Annotated in this window: 16 protein-coding genes; 6 read left to right on the forward strand and 10 right to left on the reverse strand. The window is 69.0% G+C overall.

The window, feature by feature from the left end; genetic code table 11:
* Nucleotides 1-23 precede the first annotated feature (23 nt).
* The 4 genes from ACGFZQ_RS36150 to ACGFZQ_RS36165 all read right to left on the reverse strand — a co-directional run bounded on the left by ACGFZQ_RS36150 (nt 24) and on the right by ACGFZQ_RS36165 (nt 5635).
* Complete coding sequence (locus ACGFZQ_RS36150) at nt 24-2231, reverse strand: xanthine dehydrogenase family protein molybdopterin-binding subunit (protein ID WP_393843909.1); 2208 nt, start codon at nt 2229-2231, stop codon at nt 24-26.
* Nucleotides 2228-3220 carry an FAD binding domain-containing protein gene (locus ACGFZQ_RS36155; RefSeq protein WP_393843910.1) on the reverse strand — a complete coding sequence of 331 codons (993 nt, stop codon included), beginning with the start codon at nt 3218-3220 and terminating at the stop codon, nt 2228-2230. Before ACGFZQ_RS36155 ends, ACGFZQ_RS36150 begins: the two co-directional genes overlap by 4 nt.
* On the reverse strand, nt 3207-3722 hold the full coding sequence (locus tag ACGFZQ_RS36160) for a (2Fe-2S)-binding protein (protein WP_294010357.1): 516 nt from the start codon (nt 3720-3722) through the stop codon (nt 3207-3209). The genes ACGFZQ_RS36155 and ACGFZQ_RS36160 overlap by 14 nt, the downstream gene beginning before the upstream one ends.
* Before the next feature lie 254 nt (nt 3723-3976).
* Nucleotides 3977-5635 (reverse strand): penicillin-binding transpeptidase domain-containing protein, encoded by a 1659-nt coding sequence (locus ACGFZQ_RS36165; protein ID WP_393843911.1) that lies wholly within the window; start codon nt 5633-5635, stop codon nt 3977-3979.
* Nucleotides 5636-6024: 389 nt separating this feature from the next.
* Here ACGFZQ_RS36165 and ACGFZQ_RS36170 point away from each other — a divergent pair, with 389 nt between their 5' ends.
* The gene (locus tag ACGFZQ_RS36170; RefSeq protein WP_393843912.1) at nt 6025-7134 is read left to right on the forward strand and encodes an acetamidase/formamidase family protein; all 1110 of its coding nucleotides are present in this window, start codon (nt 6025-6027) and stop codon (nt 7132-7134) included.
* Between the two features lie 447 nt (nt 7135-7581).
* Here the strand turns inward: ACGFZQ_RS36170 and ACGFZQ_RS36175 are convergent, their stop codons facing one another.
* The 3 genes from ACGFZQ_RS36175 to ACGFZQ_RS36185 form a co-directional block, all read right to left on the reverse strand.
* Entirely contained in the window at nt 7582-8067 is a 486-nt protein-coding gene (locus tag ACGFZQ_RS36175; RefSeq protein WP_393843913.1) for a lipocalin-like domain-containing protein, read from the reverse strand.
* A 71-nt stretch (nt 8068-8138) separates the two neighbouring features.
* Nucleotides 8139-9716 (reverse strand): aldehyde dehydrogenase (NADP(+)), encoded by a 1578-nt coding sequence (locus ACGFZQ_RS36180; RefSeq protein WP_393843914.1) that lies wholly within the window; start codon nt 9714-9716, stop codon nt 8139-8141.
* Nucleotides 9713-10342 carry an isochorismatase family cysteine hydrolase gene (locus ACGFZQ_RS36185; RefSeq protein ID WP_293989597.1) on the reverse strand — a complete coding sequence of 210 codons (630 nt, stop codon included), beginning with the start codon at nt 10340-10342 and terminating at the stop codon, nt 9713-9715. The genes ACGFZQ_RS36180 and ACGFZQ_RS36185 overlap by 4 nt, the downstream gene beginning before the upstream one ends.
* A 191-nt stretch (nt 10343-10533) precedes the next feature.
* Between ACGFZQ_RS36185 and ACGFZQ_RS36190 the strand changes: the two genes are divergently transcribed.
* Both ACGFZQ_RS36190 and ACGFZQ_RS36195 read left to right on the forward strand, forming a co-directional pair.
* Nucleotides 10534-11088: a TetR/AcrR family transcriptional regulator gene (locus tag ACGFZQ_RS36190; RefSeq protein ID WP_393843915.1), complete on the forward strand. Its 555-nt coding sequence runs from the start codon at nt 10534-10536 to the stop codon at nt 11086-11088.
* Between the two features lie 586 nt (nt 11089-11674).
* Nucleotides 11675-13774 (forward strand): BTAD domain-containing putative transcriptional regulator, encoded by a 2100-nt coding sequence (locus ACGFZQ_RS36195; protein ID WP_393843916.1) that lies wholly within the window; start codon nt 11675-11677, stop codon nt 13772-13774.
* Between the two features lie 33 nt (nt 13775-13807).
* On the opposite strand, the gene ACGFZQ_RS36200 is transcribed toward ACGFZQ_RS36195, so the two are convergent.
* Complete coding sequence (locus tag ACGFZQ_RS36200) at nt 13808-14359, reverse strand: sigma-70 family RNA polymerase sigma factor (RefSeq protein ID WP_393843917.1); 552 nt, start codon at nt 14357-14359, stop codon at nt 13808-13810.
* Between the two features lie 135 nt (nt 14360-14494).
* Nucleotides 14495-14893, reverse strand: a complete 399-nt coding sequence (locus ACGFZQ_RS36205) for a 6-pyruvoyl tetrahydropterin synthase family protein (protein WP_393844066.1) — start codon at nt 14891-14893, stop codon at nt 14495-14497.
* A 388-nt stretch (nt 14894-15281) separates the two neighbouring features.
* Between ACGFZQ_RS36205 and ACGFZQ_RS36210 the strand changes: the two genes are divergently transcribed.
* The 3 genes from ACGFZQ_RS36210 (at nt 15282) to ACGFZQ_RS36220 (ending at nt 17535) form a co-directional block, all read left to right on the forward strand.
* A complete protein-coding gene (locus ACGFZQ_RS36210; RefSeq protein WP_393843918.1) occupies nt 15282-16019 on the forward strand; it encodes an MBL fold metallo-hydrolase in 738 nt (245 codons plus the stop codon).
* Nucleotides 16020-16206: 187 nt separating this feature from the next.
* On the forward strand, nt 16207-16806 hold the full coding sequence (locus ACGFZQ_RS36215; RefSeq protein WP_393843919.1) for a hypothetical protein: 600 nt from the start codon (nt 16207-16209) through the stop codon (nt 16804-16806).
* 273 nt (nt 16807-17079) lie between these two features.
* Entirely contained in the window at nt 17080-17535 is a 456-nt protein-coding gene (locus ACGFZQ_RS36220; protein WP_393843920.1) for a MarR family winged helix-turn-helix transcriptional regulator, read from the forward strand.
* Between the two features lie 109 nt (nt 17536-17644).
* On the opposite strand, the gene ACGFZQ_RS36225 is transcribed toward ACGFZQ_RS36220, so the two are convergent.
* A complete protein-coding gene (locus ACGFZQ_RS36225; protein ID WP_393843921.1) occupies nt 17645-18211 on the reverse strand; it encodes an ester cyclase in 567 nt (188 codons plus the stop codon).
* Between the last annotated feature and the right edge of the window lie 28 nt (nt 18212-18239).

The following is an 18239-nucleotide window of genomic DNA, read 5'->3' on the forward strand; positions in this document are numbered from 1 at the left end:
ATTCGCCGCATCCTTCCACCGCTTCACAGCAGTTGGTCCATGGTGATGGGCAGGGACCGGATACGACGTCCGGTCGCGTGGAAGATGCCGTTGGCGATGGCGGGTGCCAGGCCGACCAGGCCGATCTCTCCGATGCCCTTGGTGCCGATGGGGTTGGCGCGGTCCCACGAGCCGACGAATTCGACCTGCATGTCGGGGATGTCGGCATTGACCGGCACGATGTAGTCGCCGAGGGTGGCGTTGGCGATGCGTCCGGTCGGGGCGTCACTCACGGTCTCCTCAAAGAGGGCCATGCCGATGCCGCCGACGGTCCCTCCGATGATCTGGCTGCGCGCGGTCTTCTCGTTGAGGATGCGTCCGCCGTCGATGACGGAGACGGCCCGGGCGACCCGGATGCGGCCCAGGTCCGGGTCCACCCGCACCTCGACGTACTTCGCGCCGAACGCGCCGGCCGGCGCCATGCCCAGGTCCTGCGGCGTACCGGGGACGCTCTCGCCCTCGGCCGTGAGGTCGGGCCGGTGGAGCCGGGCCAGGATGTCGCGGTACGACGCGAACCGGGACGGGTCGTCGCGCCGCCGGACGCCTCCGTCGGCTGCCTCGACGTCGTCGACCGTGCAGCCGTGCAGCGGGGAGCCGGTGTCGTCGGCCACCAGGTCCAGAACGGCGCCGATGACGTTCCGGCAGGCTTCGTGGATCGCGCTGCCGATGGCGCTCGTGAGTCCGGATCCGCCCGTCTGGGGAGCGAGCGGCATGGTGGAGTCGCCGAGCCCGACGGTGACCTGTGCGGGATCCAGGCCCAGCAGTTCCGCCGACAGCTGGACGAAGACGGTGTACGCGCCGTTGCCGATCTCCGTCCCGGCGCTGCACACGTACGCGGTGCCGTCGCGGCGGATCGTGACCCGTGCCAGACAGCGGGCGCGGAACCACGGGTAGCCGACGGCCGCCAGCCCGTACCCGACCAGCATCCCGTCCTCGCGCATCGAGCGCGGCTCGTGCGTGCGCCGGGACCAGCCGAAGAGTTCGGCGCCGCGTTCGAGGCATTCCCGGTGCGCGCGGCTGGACCAGGGCAGGCCCGTCGGGGGATGCGGGTCGGCGTCGTTGCGCAGGCGCAGCTCGAGCGGGTCCATGCCGAGCTTGTACGCGAGCTCGTCCATCGCGCATTCCAGTGCGTAATTGCCCGTCGCCGCGCCCGGGCCGCGCATGGAGTTCGGGACGGGGATGTTGAGGCGGGCCTGTGTGTCGTGGGTGGCGACGTTCGGGCAGGCGTAGGACGTGGCGGACACGGTCGCGGTGGGTTCGAAGTTGTCGTCGTCCATGGCGGCGGCGGTCAGTGCCTCGTGGTCGATGGCGACGAGACGGCCGTCGCGCGTCGCGCCGAGCCGTATCCGCTGCCGGCCCTTCGGGCGGTGGCCGCAGGCGGTGAACATCTGCGGCCGGGTCAAGGCGAGTTTCACGGGGCGCCCGGTCACCCGGGCGGCCAGCGCCGTCAGGATCACATGGGACCAGACCCGCAGTCCGGCTCCGAATCCTCCGCCGACGTAGGGCGCCGTGACGTGGACGTTCTCCTCGGGGATGCCGAAGGTCACCGCCAGAGAAGTGCTCTCCAGAGACGCCCACTGGGTCGAGTTGTTGATCAGGAGGGTGTCGCCCTCCCAGCGGGCGACGGTGGTGAGAGGGCCCATCGGGTTGTTGGTGTTGTCCGCCGTGAAGTAGGTCTCGTCCACCCGTACCTCGGCGGTGGCCAGCGCCCCTGCCGCGTCTCCCCAGGCGGCGTCCCGCTTCCAGGGGTTCGTGCGCAGTTCGGCACCGGGGTCGTCCAGTTCGAGCAGGGCCGGTCGCACGGCGTAGTGCACGCGGACGAGGCCGGCCGCCTCGGTGGCCTCCTCGAAGCTGTCCGCGACCACCACGGCGACCTGCTGGCCGTAGTGCAGGATCAGGTCGTCCTGGAGGGGGGCGGGCGGGGAGACACCCAGGGGCGTCATCGGTCCGCGGTCGAGGTGTCCGGCGTTGAGGTGGGTGAGCACGCTCACGACTCCGGGAGCACGTTCGGCCTCTGCCGTGTCGATCTCGGTGATCCGTCCGGAGCCCACCGTGCTGCGTACGAGGGCCGCGTGGGCCATGCCTGGGTAGGCGAAGTCGCTGGGGTACGGGGCCGAGCCGGTCACCTTGAGCGGACCGTCGACCCGGTTCATGCCGGGCCCCAGCAGCCGGGGACGTGAGATCGTCGTCATGAGGTGACTCCCGTGACGGTACGCAGTGTGCGTACGAGCGTGCGCTGGGCCAGTTCCACCTTGAAGGCGTTCTGCGGCAGGGGTACGGCACCTGCCAGGGCCGCTCTGGCGGCGCCGGCGAACACCTCGCCGCTCGCACGGCTGCCGGTGAGCACCGCCTCCGCCTCCAGGGCGCGCCAGGGCACCGTCGCCACACCGCCCAGACCCACCCGGGCCCAGCGGATGACGTCGCCGTCGCCGAGTACCACGGCCACCGCGGCGGAGGCCAGCGCGAACTCGTAGCTCGTCCGGTCGCGCACCTTCAGATAGTCCGACCGGGCGCCCTCCGGCAACAGCGGTATCTCCACGGCGGTGACGAGCTCTCCGTGGCGCAGGTCGTTCTCCACGTCCGGGGTGTCGCCCGGGGTCCGGTAGAAGCCGCTCAGCGGGATCTCGCGGTGGCCGTGTGCGCCGGTGACGTGCACGATCGCGTCCATGGCGATCAGCGCGACCGCGACGTCGGAGGCGTGCGTGGCGATGCAGTGCGTGCTGGTGCCCAGCACCGCGTGGGTGCGGTGTGCGCCGGTGAGGGCGGCACACCCGGTGCCGCGCTCGCGCTTGTTGCAGGCCGCCACCGTCGGATCGCGGAAGTACCGGCAGCGAGTGCGCTGCAGCAGGTTGCCGCCGATCGTCGCCATGTTGCGCAGCTGGACGGAGGCGCTGCGCAGCAGGGCCTCCCGGACGAAGGGCAGGCGACGTACGACAGTGGGTTCGGCCGCCAGCTCCTCCATCGTGACCAGCGCTCCGACGACCAGTGCGCCCTGGCGCTCCACCACGCCGCGCAGCGGCAGCCGGGTGATGTCGATGAGGTGGCTGGGCCGCAGCACGCCGTCCTTCATCAGGTCCAGCTCGGTGGTGCCACCGGCGAGGAAGTCGGCTTCGACGTGCGCCTCCGCCTCGGCCAGGGCCGCGGACACCTCACGAACCTGTACGTACTCAAAGGGTCTCATCGTGATCACCGGCCGCTTCCCGGATCGCGGCCACGATGTTCTCGTAGGCGCCGCAGCGACATATGTTCCCGCTCATGTACTCCCGGATGTCCTCGGGCGTCCCCGCTCTGTCCTCGGACAGCAGGCCGAGAGCGGACATGATCTGTCCCGGCGTGCAGTAACCGCACTGGAAGCCGTCGTGCCGCAGAAACGCCTCCTGCACCGGATGCAGTTGCTCGGCGGTGCCGACGCCTTCGATGGTCGTCACGTCCCGGCCGTCGCACTGTGCGGCGAGCGTCAGACACGACAGCACTCGTTTGCCGTCGACGTGGACCGTACAGGCACCGCAGGTGCCCTGGTCACAGCCCTTCTTGGTACCGGTCAGACCCAGCCGGTCGCGCAGCGCGTCGAGCAGGGTGACACGTGTGTCCACGCACAGCGGGTACTCGGTGTTGTTGACCCGCAGGGTGAACTCCGCCTGGGGAACGGCCCGTGTCGCGCCGGGCTTCGCCCGCATAGTCATGGCACCTCGGTCTCCGGCGCCCCGCCGCCTGTTTCACAGGTCACGGCAACGACACGGAGCGCGCTCCCCCGGTACCTCTGCGCGCTTACCACGGCATGCGGTGACCAGCCAGTGTGAGACCACCGTATGAGTCCCGAGGGCGCACCGCATCCGCACGACCGCCGTCCGGCACCGCGGCGGACCCGGACGAAGCCCGTTCCGTGCGGTGACGGCAGCCGCACCCGGATGCCGTGGACGGAACCGTCCGTCCCGTGTCAGTCATCGCTCAGCAGTCGGCGGACGACGTACCCGGCCGAGTCCACACCGGAGCTGCCGCCCTCCACCAGGGCCGCGACCGAGATGTGCGAGTTGTAGGCGGTGAGCCAACCGTTGGTGTGCTCCCCCTCCTCGGCCGTTCCCGTCTTCGCGCCGACGTCCGCCAGATCATGCAGGCGCGGAGCCGCCGTGCCGCCGGTCGCCACGCCACGCATCATCGACTGCAGATAGCCCGCGGTGCGGGTGGAGATGGGCTGGTGTGCCTTGTTCTGGTGCTGCTCCGGCAGGATGATCGGCTGCTCGAAGGCGGCGTTGCGTACGGTCGCCGCCACCGACGCCATGAACAGGGGTGTGGCCGTCACCTTGCCCTGGCCGATGAACTGGGCGGCCTGGTCACCGCCGGCCACGTCCGGCGGGACGCTCGGATCGCTGGTGGCCACCCCGCCGCCGATCGACCAGCTGCCCATGCCGAAGACGTTCACGGCCTCGTCGTGCAGGGCGGAGGCGTCTCCCCTGTGCACGAGGTAATGGAAGCCGTCCTTGATGAAGGAGGTGTTGCAGGACACCGTGAAGCCCTGGGCGAGCGTGGAGCCGGGGGCGGGTCGCACGCCGGGGTCGTTGTGGAAGATCTGGCCGTTGGCGGCCAACTCGTCCGTGCAGGGTGCGGCGCTGTCCGGCGTGAGACCGGCCTGGTCCATCAGAGCCGCCGAGGTGATGATCTTCATGGTGGATCCGGGCGACTTGATGCCGTTGATGGCGATGTCGCCGTCGTTGCCGGAGTGGGCCACGGCCAGGATGTGGCCGTTCTTCCAGTCGAGTGCCACGGTTCCCGCGGGCTTGGCCTGGAGGTGTGAGTCCAGCACTGCGCTCTCGGCGGCGGCCTGGAGCGAAGCGTCGATGGTGGTCCTCACCAGCTGGGTCTTCCCCTTGGTGAAGATCTTGAGTGCTTTGACTCCTTTGCCCGTGGCGTCGGTTATCGCCACTCCCGTGCCGGTGCTGATCCCGTTCGGCTTGGCGTTCTTGCTGATCGTCGCGGAGATGTCCCGCAGTGAAGGGAACGTGGACAGGTCCGTGTGTCCGTCGGAGGCCACCGCCCTGGCCGGGACCGCGCCCGGCGGCAGTTCACCGGCGGTCAGCGACTGCCGGTCCCCCAGGCCCGGGTAGAGCACCGAATTGTTCCAGTGGACGGCCAGCACTCCGTCGGTGCTCTGCTGCACGGCGACCGCGCTCGGATAGCTCCAGGTGCCGCCCGCGACCTGTGCGGTGACATCGAAGGTCACCTTTGTGGCGCCCTTCGTCACCGACGAGGGACCGGCGGAGAGTACGTGGTCGAACGACACCTTCTTCAGGTGCAGGCCGTCGGCGTAGCCTCGCAGCGACACAGATGCGGTCGCGGGGGTGTCGGTGCTCTGTGCCGCTTCCTCGGTGTGGTCCTGTGACCAGGTCCGCAGGAACGAGCGAACGAACTCCGCCGCTTTGTCGTTCGCCGGCGGTGTGCTGGACACCGCCGTCGGGTCGAAACCTCGCGCGGTCTTGAAGCGGTCGCCGGACCAGAAGTCGTGGGTCATCCTGCTCACGACTTCGTAGACGCCCGCTCCGCCCAGGAAGAGCAGGGCGATACCCGAGCCGGCGACGCCGAACTTCACAGCTCTCTTCATACCTGGGATCCTATGCATGCCTCCTGCAAGCAACGTTTCTGGGTGTTTCCAACCGCCGTGGGTGTGAGTGCCGCGGCCGGGAGCGGTTCATATGTATGACCACCGAATGTGAATACCCTGCCGTCCGGGTTGCCGGCCCGAGTGAGCTGAGTGATCCTGAAGCCCGGCTGCGGCTACGACCGCTTTCGCCGACGGTCCGGCCCGTAGCGACATGCGCGGGAGCGCGGGAGGTCGCCATGTGCTTCGTCCACTCCGGCTTCGTACAGGGCGCAAGCCTCGTTCAGCAGGCTTCCGCCGGATCCGGCGCGTCCGCTCTGTCCGGGCTTGCCGCTGGCGAGGGAGGGCTCGGCGGTCTGGACGTGGCCGGGTCCGGTACCCCGGATGTGACCGTGGGACCGCATGGGGACCTCGTCGTCGACGGCTACGGCCGGGTGCTGCACAACCGCTGGAACAGGGACCTGCCCCCGGTGACGAGCGTACGGCCCGGTGAGGTCGTCCAGTTGCTGTGCCGGGACGCCCTGGACATCGGCGAGGCGGCCCGGACGATGACGGCGGAGGGAACGCTCACCATCGACCTGGGCCTGGTCCATCCGCTGACCGGTCCGCTGGAGATCGTGGGGGCCGAGCCGGGAGACATCCTGGAGGTCGAGATCCTCGATGTGAGCCCGCTGGTGGACTTCGGTTACGTCGCCATCAGCCCGGCTCTCGGCCTGTTCGGGTCGCTGCGTCCGGAGCTTCTGGCTCCGCTCGCGGCCTGGAGCGAGGCTTCCCAGCTGAGCGACCCCTCCCCCGGCCCGGCGGCCGGAGCGATACCCGGGGACCAGCCGCACAACAGTGGTGCGCCGTTTCTCCAGACCTTCACGTTCGAGAGGGGCCAGAACAGCGGTCTCGCCTCCTTCACCGGTGTCGACACCGGGCGGTCGGCCCGTGTTCCGATCGCGCCGTTCATGGGCATCATGGGCGTCGCTCCGCTGCGCAGGGGGATGTACCGCACCTTCCCGCCCGACGTCAGCGGAGGCATGGGCGGCAACACCGACATCCGGCAGCTCGTCAAGGGAGCACGGGTACAACTGCCCGTGTACGTGCCGGGAGCCATGTTCTCCGCCGGGGACGGGCACATGGCGCAGGGCGACGGCGAGGTGACCGGGACAGCCGTCGAAACGCTCATGTCCGTCACCCTGCGGTTCGCCCTGCACAAGCACACCGTGATCGCCTCCACCCGAGCCGTCGTACCCGCCGCGGACCCCACCCAACTGGCCATGCCCGCCCAGATGCTGGAGCAGGGCTACTACCAGACCACCGGCACCGGGCCCGATCTGATGGAGAACGCCAAGACGGCCGTACGGGAGATGGTGGACTGGCTCGTCCAGGACCAGGGGGTCAGCCTGCACGAGGCGTACGCCCTGTGCAGCGTGGCCGGAGATCTGAAGATCAACGAGACGGTGGACCTCCCGAAGTGGCTCGTCTCCATGACCCTGCCACGCGGAATCTTCAGCTGACCCGGTCGGTGGAATCCGGCCGTCCGGTCCGCGGGAGCTCCTCTGCTCCTACTCGACGAGCGCGTCCGGCTTGCCCTTGGTGCGCGGACGTTCCTCGACCGGGCGGCGGATCGGGGATCCGCAGGCCAACAGTCGCCTCGTCGACCGGCGGGAGGGGGGTCACCTGCTCCGCGTCCCAGACCGGAGTCCGATCGCTCACTGGTTGTCCACCGTCACATCGCTGAAGGGCGGCAGCGGTTCGGCCCCGGGGAAGACGTATGGGAAAAGGCCGGATACCGCCAGTTCCAGCCTTGCATGCCGTCCCTTACGTTTCTGGAGGGCACCGCAAGTCTCGCCGTACCGCACCAGGTTGACGACGCGACGCCTTGGGTCCGCCTGCTGCCACAGGCGGGTGTGCCCCGGCCGTCTCAGAGGTGTGAGCACATGTCAGGACCTGGCGGCACGGGGTCAGGCCGCTCTGCTCCATGTGAGTTCTGCCGTGCGGTCGGCGCCCCACAGGCGGGTGGGAGTGGCGACGGCGAGTCGCAGGTACGGGCCGTCGAAGGTCACCGTGCGTACCTGGGACCGCCCGATCCAGTTCGGGAAGAGACTGGTGGTGACGTGATGCTCCACGGTGGCGGGGTCGACGACCGTGAAGGGTCCGCCGTAGGCGATGTAGCCGATCGCCGCCCGGGCCAGGTCGTCGGAGGCCGCGTCCTCCAGTCGGGCCGACGGCAGCGGCGCGCGGTCGCCGCGGCCCAGCTGGGCTGACATGTATCCCTCCGCGGTGTAGACGATCAGGCCGTAGGGGGTGGGTCCCAGGGGCTGGACGACGTCGCCGTCGGTGCTCACCGCGGTGTAGGACACGAGCTGCCAGGCGCCGAGCAGTTTCCTGCGGACCTCCTCGCGGGCCTCGTGTGCACGCGCGGCGGCGTCCTGGTGCTGGGCGGTCATGAGCGGCTCCTTGGTCAGTGTGAGGGGACGGGCCCCGGCCGCGGGAGTGGCCGGGGCCCGGTGGAGACGGGTCAGTCCTTGACGAGTTCGCCGTCCACGACTCGCCACAGGTTCTCGGGGTTGGCCGCGCGCAGCGCGTCGGGCAGGAGGTCGTCCGGGAAGTTCTGGTAGGTGACCGGACGGATGAACCGCTCGATCGCGCCCATGCCCACGGAGGTGAAGCGGCTGTCGGACGTGGCCGGGAACGGGCCGCCGTGGGTGGAGGCGTAGGAGACCTCCTGCGGGATCGAGAAGGCGTTGAACACGATGCGGCCGGTGCGGCGCTCCAGGATCGGCAGGAGCCGCTGGGCGTGGGCGCGGTCGTCGGCCTCGGCGTGCAGGGTGGCGGACAGCTGGCCGCGGAAGGCGCGGGCCACCTCGAGCAGCTGTTCGGCACCGGTCAGCCGCACCAGCAGGACGGCCGGGCCGAAGACCTCCTCGCGCAGCCCGGGCTCGGCGAGCAGCTGTTCTCCGCTGACCTCGTACAGCAGGGACTGGCCGTCCCACAGGCCCTCGGGAGCCTGTCCGGCGGCGACCCGGGTGGCACCGTCGTTCTCCAGGCGCTGCGCGTTGCGGACGTAGGCGTCGTGGATGCCGGGCGTGAGCATGGTGCGTGCGGCGGCCTTCGCCACCTCCGCGCTCAGCGCGTCCCGCAGTTCCTGGAAGCCTGGTCCGTCGGCGGCCAGGAGGATGGCGGGCTTGAGGCAGGCCTGCCCGACGTTGTACATGGCGCGCTGGACCAGGCCGGTGCCGATCTCGGCGCCGCGTGCGGCCAGTGCGGCGGGCAGGACGAAGGTCGGGTTGACGCTGGTCATCTCCGTGAAGACGGGGATGGGGTCGGGGCGCTGCTGGGCCCGGCGGAAGAGGGCCATACCGCCGGCCTCGGAGCCGGTGAAGGTGACCGCGTGGACCAGCGGGTGGTCCACGAGTGCCTCGCCGATCTCGTTGCCCGCGCCGCGGACCAGGGAGAAGACGCCTTCGTGGAGGCCCGCCTCGGCGACGGCGCGCTGGATGACGCGGCCCTGGATCTCGGAGGCGCCGGGGTGCGCGTTGTGCGCCTTGAGGATGACGGGGCAGCCGGCCGCGAGGGCGGAGGCGGTGTCGCCGCCGACGACGGAGTACGAGATCGGGAAGTTGCTGGCGCCGAAGATCACCACGGGGCCGAGGGCAACCTTCTGGAGCCGGTGGTCCATGCGCGGCGCGGGCTGCCGGTCCGGCTGTGCCGGGTCGACGGTCGCCTGGAGGAAGCGGCCCTGACGCACGACGGTGGCGAACTTGCGGAACACGCCGGCAGTCCGTACGGCCTCGCCCTCGAGCTGGGCGGCGGGAAGGCCGGTCTCCAGGGCGAGGCGGGCGGCGAGTTCGTCCTTGACCGCTTCGAGGTTGTCCGCGATGCGGTCGAGGAAGGCGGCCCGCTCGGTCAGGCCGGTGTGGCTGTAGCTGTCGAAGGCCTCGTCGGCGAGACGGACGGCGCGGTCGACCTCTGCCGGGCCGCCGAAGGCGAACTCGGGTTCGATGAGTTCACCGGTGGCGGGGTTGAGCGCCTTCATGGTTCCCGCGGTGGCGGGCACGCGGGCCGCGCCTATCAGCAGTTCTCCGGTGAGTGTCATGCGCGGGCTCCCTCGAATGCGGTGGTGAGTTCGGTGGTGGTGGTGATGGTGTGGGCGTAGGTGGGGCCGTTGAGGTCGTGGGCCGCGTGCATCATCTCGGGGAGGAAGGCGGCGGTGGCGTCGCGGACCAGGGTGACGTGGTAGCCCAGTTCCATGGCGTAACGCCCGGTGGACTCGATGCACGTGTTGGCGAGCAGACCGACCGGCACGACATGGCTGATGCCATGCTGCTTGAGCTGGAAGTCCAGGTCGGTGTTGGCGAAACCGCTCTGCGCCCAGTGCTCCTGAACGACGATCTCACCCGGCTGCGGCTGGAAGTCGGGGTGGAACTCGCCGCCCCAGGTACCACGGGCGAAGCTGTGACGCTCCATGATGCTCAGCTGCGTGGGATTGGCGTGGTCCCAGCCCTCGTAGTCCCCCTCCTCCCAGCGGCGGTGCGGGACGAAGACCACACGGACACCCGCCTCACGGGCCGAGCCCACGACGGCACGCAGATGCTCCAGGAGACCGACCTCCTCAGCCACCGGAGCCAGCCGCGGCCAGATCTTCCCGCCCTCCGACAGGAAGTCGTTGAACGGATCGACCAGCAGAACAGCCGTACGACGAGGGTCATAGATGGGGGGCATGGGTTCCACTCCGAATCTGGATGTCCAATCTGGATGACTACCGCCATCCACATCGAAGATTACGCCCATCATCCTGAAAGTCAAACCCAAGAGCCCTAAAGCACTCATACGGGACACGGGTGTATGATGGGTATCATCCAGTAGCGCGGCAACCCCACAAGAGGCCGCCCCCGCGGAAGGCAGGCACGGACATGGGCCACTCGCAGGCAGAGAAGGCGGCGACCCGCGCACGCGTCCTGCAGCTCGCATCACGCAAGGTCCGCACCGAAGGCGTCACCCGCCCCGGTGTGGCGGAGCTCATGAAGGAAGCCGGGCTCACCCACGGCGGCTTCTACAAGCACTTCGCCTCACGCGACGACCTGATCGCACAGGCCGCGGCCGTCGCACTCGCCGAAGGCACCGCCAAGATGCAGAGATCCGCACGGAAGAACGAGCAGGACCCCCGCGCCGGTCTCATCGACGCTTACCTCGCCAGGCACCACCGTGACACGCCCGACACCGGCTGCGCGCTCGTCTCTCTCGGCGCCTCCGCGGGACGCGGCGACCAGGGCTTCAAAGAAGCGTACGAAAAGCAGGTACGCACCTACCTGGAGCTCATCGAAGGCCTCGACGACTCCGAGGACGCCCGCGCCGAAGCCATGCTCACCCTCAGCGCACTCGTCGGCGCCATGCTCATGTCCCGCGCCGTCACCGACCAGAACTTCTCCGACGAACTGCTGGAGACCGTCGCCGAACGCCTGAGGTGAAGCTCGGGACAGCTGCCCCGAGCTTCCACCCGCTTCCTTGACGAGGAAACTAACGTGCCATTTTACTTGATGCGGCAAATAATATACCGTCCGCCGTCGTTCCTGGGCATGTCCGTCTCCCTCATGTTCGGTAGACAGAGAATCTGATTCATGATCAATCGAGGATCTGCACCGGTGGTTGGGCAATTTCGTCCTCGACCAGGCCCCGCTCGGAATCGGGGCGGGCGATTTTCCTGATCGGCCGCGCGCCCGACGGCACGCGGTACGCCCGCGGACGAGCGCGGCAGGCTCATCCCGAAAAGGGCCGCACCCGAGCCGACCGCGCACCGGCACGCCCGCCCTTCTCGCGGCCGACCGCACCCACGCACCCGGAGGCGGTCCCTCCCCCACGGCGTTGCAGGCCGGCCGGCCCTGACCGACGGCCGAGCGGTCCGTCCGGCCCCCGGACGGACCGCTTGTACGCGGCCGCCGGACGCATCGCTCCTCGTGCGCACAGAGACGTGCCGCCGCCGGCCAGGGCGACGACGAGCACCGAAAGAACAGCGCCGAGACAGACGACGATTGGCAGCAACACATGGACGCGACAGTGCGATACACCCTGCTCGGTACCGTCCGGGCGCTGCGCGGGGACACGGAGCTCGACCTGGGGCCCCCGAAGAGACTGGCCCTGTTCTCCCTGCTGCTGCTGCGCGCGCCCGGTCCCGTCTCGCTGAACGACGCCGTGGACGTGCTGTGGCCCGACGAACCGCCCGCGAGCGCGGTCAACGTGGTGCACCGGCACATCGGCAGCCTGCGGAAGATCCTGGAGCCGGGACTGCACAGCCGCACCAACGCGGAACACCTGGCCCGGGCAGCGGACGGATACCGCCTTCTCGTCGACGCGTCGGCCTCCGATCTCCTGCGCTTCCGCGACCTGCGTGCGCAGGCGCAGCTAGCGGTCAAGGCCGGTGACCCCGAGCAGGCCGCCCACGACTTCACCGCGGCCCTCCGGCTCTGGCGCAGTCCCGTGGTCGCCGACGGCACCTCGGTCGCCCGGCACCCGGTGTTCACCTCGGTCGGCCACGAGTTCGTGGCCACGGTCAAGGAAGCCACCGACGTCGTGCTGGCCTCCGCTCCGGCGCTGACGGAGGACGTGCTGTCGGCTCTGCGCGGGGCTGTGGAACGCCATCCCTTCGACGAGGCGCTGCACTCCCGCATCATCACAGCACTGGCCGCGACCGGGCGGCAGGCCGAGGCCCTGCGGCAGTTCGAGACCATCCGGCGCACCCTCGCCGACGAACTTGGTGTCGAACCCGGCGTCGAACTGCGCGCCGCACACCACCGCCTGCTGCGGCGCAAACTCTCCGCGGACGCGGACAGGCCCGCGGCGCGGCCGGACGCAGCCGGCGGCCGGGCTCATCTGCCGCCCGACTCCGTGCCCTTCGTCGGCCGTCAGGAGGCACTGAACCAGGGGCTGCGACTCACTCCCCCGGACGACGGAAGCGAGTCCCCCGCGACCATCGTGGCCCTGTGCGGCATGGCGGGGGTCGGCAAGACCACGCTCGCCGTTCACTGGGCGCACCGGACCGCGGAACGCTTTCCCGACGGACAGCTCTACGTGGACCTCCAGGGGTACCACTCCTCGCAGCCGCCCCTCGATCCCTGCCAGGCCATGAGCGCGCTGCTCGACGCGCTGGGCGTCCCCCGGGACAGGACCGCGGGCGCCGCCGCGCTCAACTCCGCCTACCGCAGTGCGCTGGCCGGGCGCCGGCTGCTGATCGTCCTGGACGACGCGCAGGACTGCGAGCAGGTGCGTCCGCTGCTGCCCGCCGCCCCGGGCTGCCTCGCGATCGTCACCAGCCGCCGTCGGCTGGAGGGACTGACCGTCACCCACAACGCACAGATCATCACGCTGAACGCCATGACGCGGCAGGAGAGTCTCCAGTTCCTCGAACGCCGGCTGGGTACCGACCGGGTCAAGGCAGAACGGGCATCCGCCGAGGAGGTCGTCGACATGTGCGGCGGGCTTCCGCTCGCCCTGGCAGTGGCAGGCGCGCGGGCGCTGTCCCGGCCCCGGTTTCCGCTCGCCTCGCTCGCGTCCCAGCTGCGGGACGTCCTCGTGGCCCTGTCGAGCCAGGACACCCGCACGGACGCCCGCAGCGCGTTCCGCCGCTCCTACGAGGCGCTGAGCACGGCCGCCGCGACGCTGTTCCGGCTGATCAGCCTGCACCCCTCGTGTGAGATCACACCGAAGGCGGCCGCGAGTCTGGCCGGGACGGATCTGCGGGCTACCCTGGAGCACCTGTCCGAGCTGGCCGATCACCACCTGCTGGTCGAGCTGATCCCCGGCCGATACACCTGTCATGATCTGCTGCGCGCCTTCGCCGCGGAACTGAGCACGGTCCTGGACACGTCCCATGTCCGGTCCCAGGCACGTGCCCGCATGATCGAGCACTATCTGTACAGCGCCGAGGCCGCGACCGCAGTCCTCGCCCCGCAGCGCGGCACGGTCGACCTGCCGCCGCCGCGCCCCGGGGTGCGCCCGCAGGAGTTCAGCTGTCCCGCCGAGGCCGCCGAGTGGATCGTCGCGGAGCGGTATCTCCTGCCCGCGCTGGCCAAGGAGGTACGCCATCATCCGCGTGGCGAGTCGCTCCAGCGGCAGTTGACCTCCACGCTCCACAACTCCCTGCGGCCGGACGGCGGCTGAGCGAACGGGCTCCGGGCGTCGTGCGACCCGGGGTCAGGCGGCCTTTTCCACGGGGAACGTCGCGCGGAGCTTGCGCAGGGCATTGTGGTGACGGGACTTCACCGTCCCCGCCGGTATCCCCAGCAGCTCCGCCGTCTCCTTGATGGTGCGGTCACACAGATACAGGTGAACCAGCACCGCCCGGTGCTCCGCGGACAGCCGCCCCAACGCCGGCCTCACCGCCATCGCACGGTGCAGCTCCTCGATCGGATCGGCCCCCACGGACGGATCGCTGTAGGTCCCGCCCACCACCTCGCGACGCATGTGAGGCTTGCGCACCCAGTCCACGATCAGGTTCCGGGTGACCGTGAACAACCATCCCTTCACCGATCCCTCCATGCCCAGCAGACGGTCCATGTTGCGCCAAGCCCGGATGATCGTCTCCTGCACGATGTCCTCGGCGACACCGTGATCACCCAACATCTTCTCGGCATACGACACCAGGCCGTCGCGGTACTCCCTCATGATGAGCCCGAGCAGGTCCGAACAGGATGTTTTCGTGGGGGGCGTAACCATGTCTTCTGAGCCGTCCTGGTTCTCCGTCACTACGAACGGAGGCCGGAAACGGCCCCCGCCCGCGCACTGTAGGCAGAGGTAAGTGACCGAAAACTGCCGCACTTGTGACGCCGGACTGGCGTCACCGGTCGCGCCGGACAGGCTCACACTGCGGAGCGATACGGCTCACACTGAACGTTCGTAACTTGCCCACGCGACATGCGATTCATGCAGGGTCACCGCGACCTGGGAGATCCCCCGTGCGTTGTCCCCCAATGCACCCCGGTGGATCCGGGCCACCAGACGGTCCGCGATCAGCGCGGCCAGGAACTCCGTGGAGGTGTTGACCCCCTTGAACTCCTCTTTGTCGTCAAGGTTGCTGTAGTTGAGATCCTCGATCACCGCGCGCAGCTCCGCGCCGGCCTTGCCCATGTCGACGACTATGTTGTCGTCGTCCAGCTGGTCCCGGCGGAACGTCGCGTCCACGATGAACGTCGCTCCGTGCAACCGCTGGGCCGGGCCGAAGACCTCTCCCTGGAAACTGTGAGCGATCATCATGTGGTCGCGAACCGTGATGCTGAACAACAGACCTCTCCTCTGGTTCTGGGCCGCCCGTCGATACCGCTCGGGCGCCGTCCGAGCGGCTGGGCATCTCCGACGGCGCCCGGCGTTGAACACACGTGTAAGCGCCTCGATCCCCGCGACGACCCGCACGTCTTCGGTGCGGCCAAAGATCAAGACTCGTCGGAGGGCTAGGAGCATACCCTGCGGTACGCCGGGCGGAAGACCGCCCCGTGCGGGTGAACGGCGGCCGGGAACAGCCTCACCGGAGAGGTGAACCTCGACTGTCGTCATTTCGTGTTTCTCGTGAAGGAGCAGACCGTCGCGGTGCCGACGCGGCGGTTTCGACATGCTCCCGGACGCCGCCACGTCATGGGGAGTCGGAAGAGAATGCGGAAGGTCCTTCGGGCGGATGACCTCGTCCACGTCGGTGACGAAGTCCACCTCGTCTCCGGCAGCGAACACGAACTGGGGGATCATCAGGGAGGACGACAACTGCACTCAGGTCGACACCGGGTACCCGAGTGACCACGACATCCTGCTGGCGTCGCTGGACTCTCTAGGACTGGGTCCGCACGCCGTGACAGCCATCCTGGTGACCCATGCCCACAACGATCACATCGGATCGGCCGAGCGTCTCCGCTCTCAGTACGGCGTCCCGGTCCTCATGCACGAGGACGAGGTCGCGCACGCCCGCCGAGACCATGTGGACCAGGTCTCCGTGGGCCAGGTGCTCGCCCGGGCCTGGCGGCCGGGAGCGGTCCCCTGGGCCGTTCACGCCCTCCGGGGGAAAGGCGCACTTCCCCGTTCTCGGCCCGCAGGCGTTTGCGAACACCGGACCACTGGACCTGCCGGGCGCCCCCGGCCCGTGCACACCTCCGGACACACCAAGGGGCACCGTGTCTACCATCTGCCCCACAGCGGCATCCTGATCACCGGCGGCGCCCTGGTGACGGCCCATCCCACGTCACACCGTATCGGTCCCCAGTTCCTGCCCGGCGTGTTTCACACCGACCACGCCCGGGCCCTGGGCGCCCTGCGGCTGATCGAGGACCTGGACGCGGACGTCCTCGCACCCGGCCACGGACCTGTCCACCACGGCTCCCCCGGGAAAGCGGTGGCCTCGGCCCGGGCAAGCGCGGAGAAATAGCTCCTTCCGCCACGGGCTTCCACCCCAGGTACACACCTGACCCTGGACATGACGTGCGACCACATGGGAGTACCTCATTGCTCACCGTCGCCATATGATCGGGCTACTGTCCAGTAGGGGGCCGCATGTCTCTTGCGCATGCCTGGGTACCATGCGACGCGTCATTGATGAGAGGGAGTGAACGGTTGTGACCAGCCAATCAGCCGCCACGCTCCGATCGCGGTATGTCGAGCAAGCCGCGTCGGATCTTGAGGAAAATCGCCGCCGGCAACAGGAACTGGCAGAGAAAATCACGATGTTGCAGCAGGAGGAAGCCCTCCTGGTGGACATTCTGACTCTCGCCAAGCGGTACCAGGGCTTGTCGGACCCGTCGTCGCTGCCCGGGCAGGCGCAGGGCGAAGACACACTCGGACAGGGAACGCAGGTACGCGAGAACACGTCCATCCCGTCCGGGCGGACATCACGGCGGTCCTCGTCGTCGACGGCGCGGCGCACGAGTCCGATGCAGTCCGGCGCGAAGGGGAAGTCGCGCCAGCCCCTGCTCGGTGACGTCCTGCTGAGCCTGCTCGGGGAGCACACCGAGCCGCGCCTGGCGAAGGAGCTGCGGGACGAGCTGCTGGTGAAGCACCCGGACCGGAATCCGACACCCCAGGTTGTGCGGAACACCATTGAGTCCCTGGTCGCCAAGGGGCGTGTCCAGCGGCACAAGCAGCAGCGATCGGTGATGTACACCGTCGCGACGTCCACAGAGCCGGACACCTCCGGCGCGACGAAGGACGCCGGCTGACCTGACACGGCCGAAATTCACGCCCACCCACGATGTGTCCCGTCCGGTGATCGGGAACGGGACACATCGAGCGCGAAGGCCAGGGAAAACACATTTGAAAATACATTGCCGCGCGTAGTATATGCGCTTTAATTTGCGCGGCAATATCCGAGACGTGGCATCGGCTCTCGTGTCCGCGGCACGAATCGGGCCCGCATTCACCCCTGGCAGATGAACGGACGGACGGCGAACACCCGCCCCCGGCTTCAGCGTTACGCCAATTACACTGTGGCCATGGCAGACGTGGAAAACATCAAGCCTCTCGATCGTGACGAAGAGGCCTTCCTACGGGCTCTGGGTAGAGTGATGACATCTTTGCCTCGCCTGGTGGATGCAGACATGCTCGATGAACATCCGATTTCCGGCACAGAGTACATGGTCCTGATGCACCTCTCCGAGGTGGCGCACAACCGGATGCGGATGAGTGAGCTCGCCAACCTGTGCGGGCTGTCGCTGAGTGGAATGACCCGGGTGGTCAACCGGCTGGAGGCGCAGTCGCTGGTCCTGCGCGAGAAGGCGCCCGATGACGGACGGGCGTGGCTGGCCGTCCTCACCGACGCCGGGCGGACACAACTGGACCGGGCCTGGCCGACCAACCTCGCGAGTGTCCGGCGCCATGTCTTCTCACGCCTGGACGGCTGCGACATCCGCGCGGCTGTGAAAGTGCTGGAGCGCATAGCTCCGCAGTGACGCCGTCCGCGGGGCGGCCGTGCCGACGGGGGCGGGAGGCGAGTACGGCTTTGCCCCCCGTTCGGCGTCCGCGGGCTGCTTGCGCGCCCTCAGACGGTGCCGTCGGGGCTCACGCGATGCGGAGGTGCAGCGCCGTCGCGGCTGCCTGGGCCGCCTTGGTCGTCACCTCTGCCGCGGCCCTGGCGGCCCGTCCGTTGGCTCGCCAGGCGAACATACGTATCCCGGCTGCGGGCTTCGGTGGGAAGACCCCCAGCTGATCGAGCATCGTGGCATCGTCACGCACCGCCTCGTGCCTGATCACCTTGCGGTCACGGAGGCTCAGTACATGGATCTGCTCAAAGTCGATCTCCCGCCCGGTCGGCGGTACCACCTGGTCCAGGGCACCGTCCTTGAAGAGGACGAACGCGCCGCTGTGACGCCCCTGCATTCGCAGTCGCACCCAGACCTGGTCGCCGTGGTGGATGCTCTTCAGGACGGGCATCCGCAGGCCGTCGAAGGCGGAACGCATCCAAGCGCTCGACGCCAGCACACCTGCCGGGCCCGCGATCCGGCAGGCCGGAGGTGACACAGCCGCCTCACGGTTCTGGAACGCCTTGTGCACCACTTCCGCGGCCAGAGCGAGATCCCCGGTTTCAAGCACTCGGAATAGCCCGGCGGCGGGGTCCTTGTCGGTCATTCCCATGGTGTAGATGCTCCATCCGGAT

Source organism: Streptomyces sp. NPDC048254, from assembly GCF_043201895.1.
In the GTDB taxonomy this organism is placed as follows: domain Bacteria; phylum Actinomycetota; class Actinomycetes; order Streptomycetales; family Streptomycetaceae; genus Streptomyces.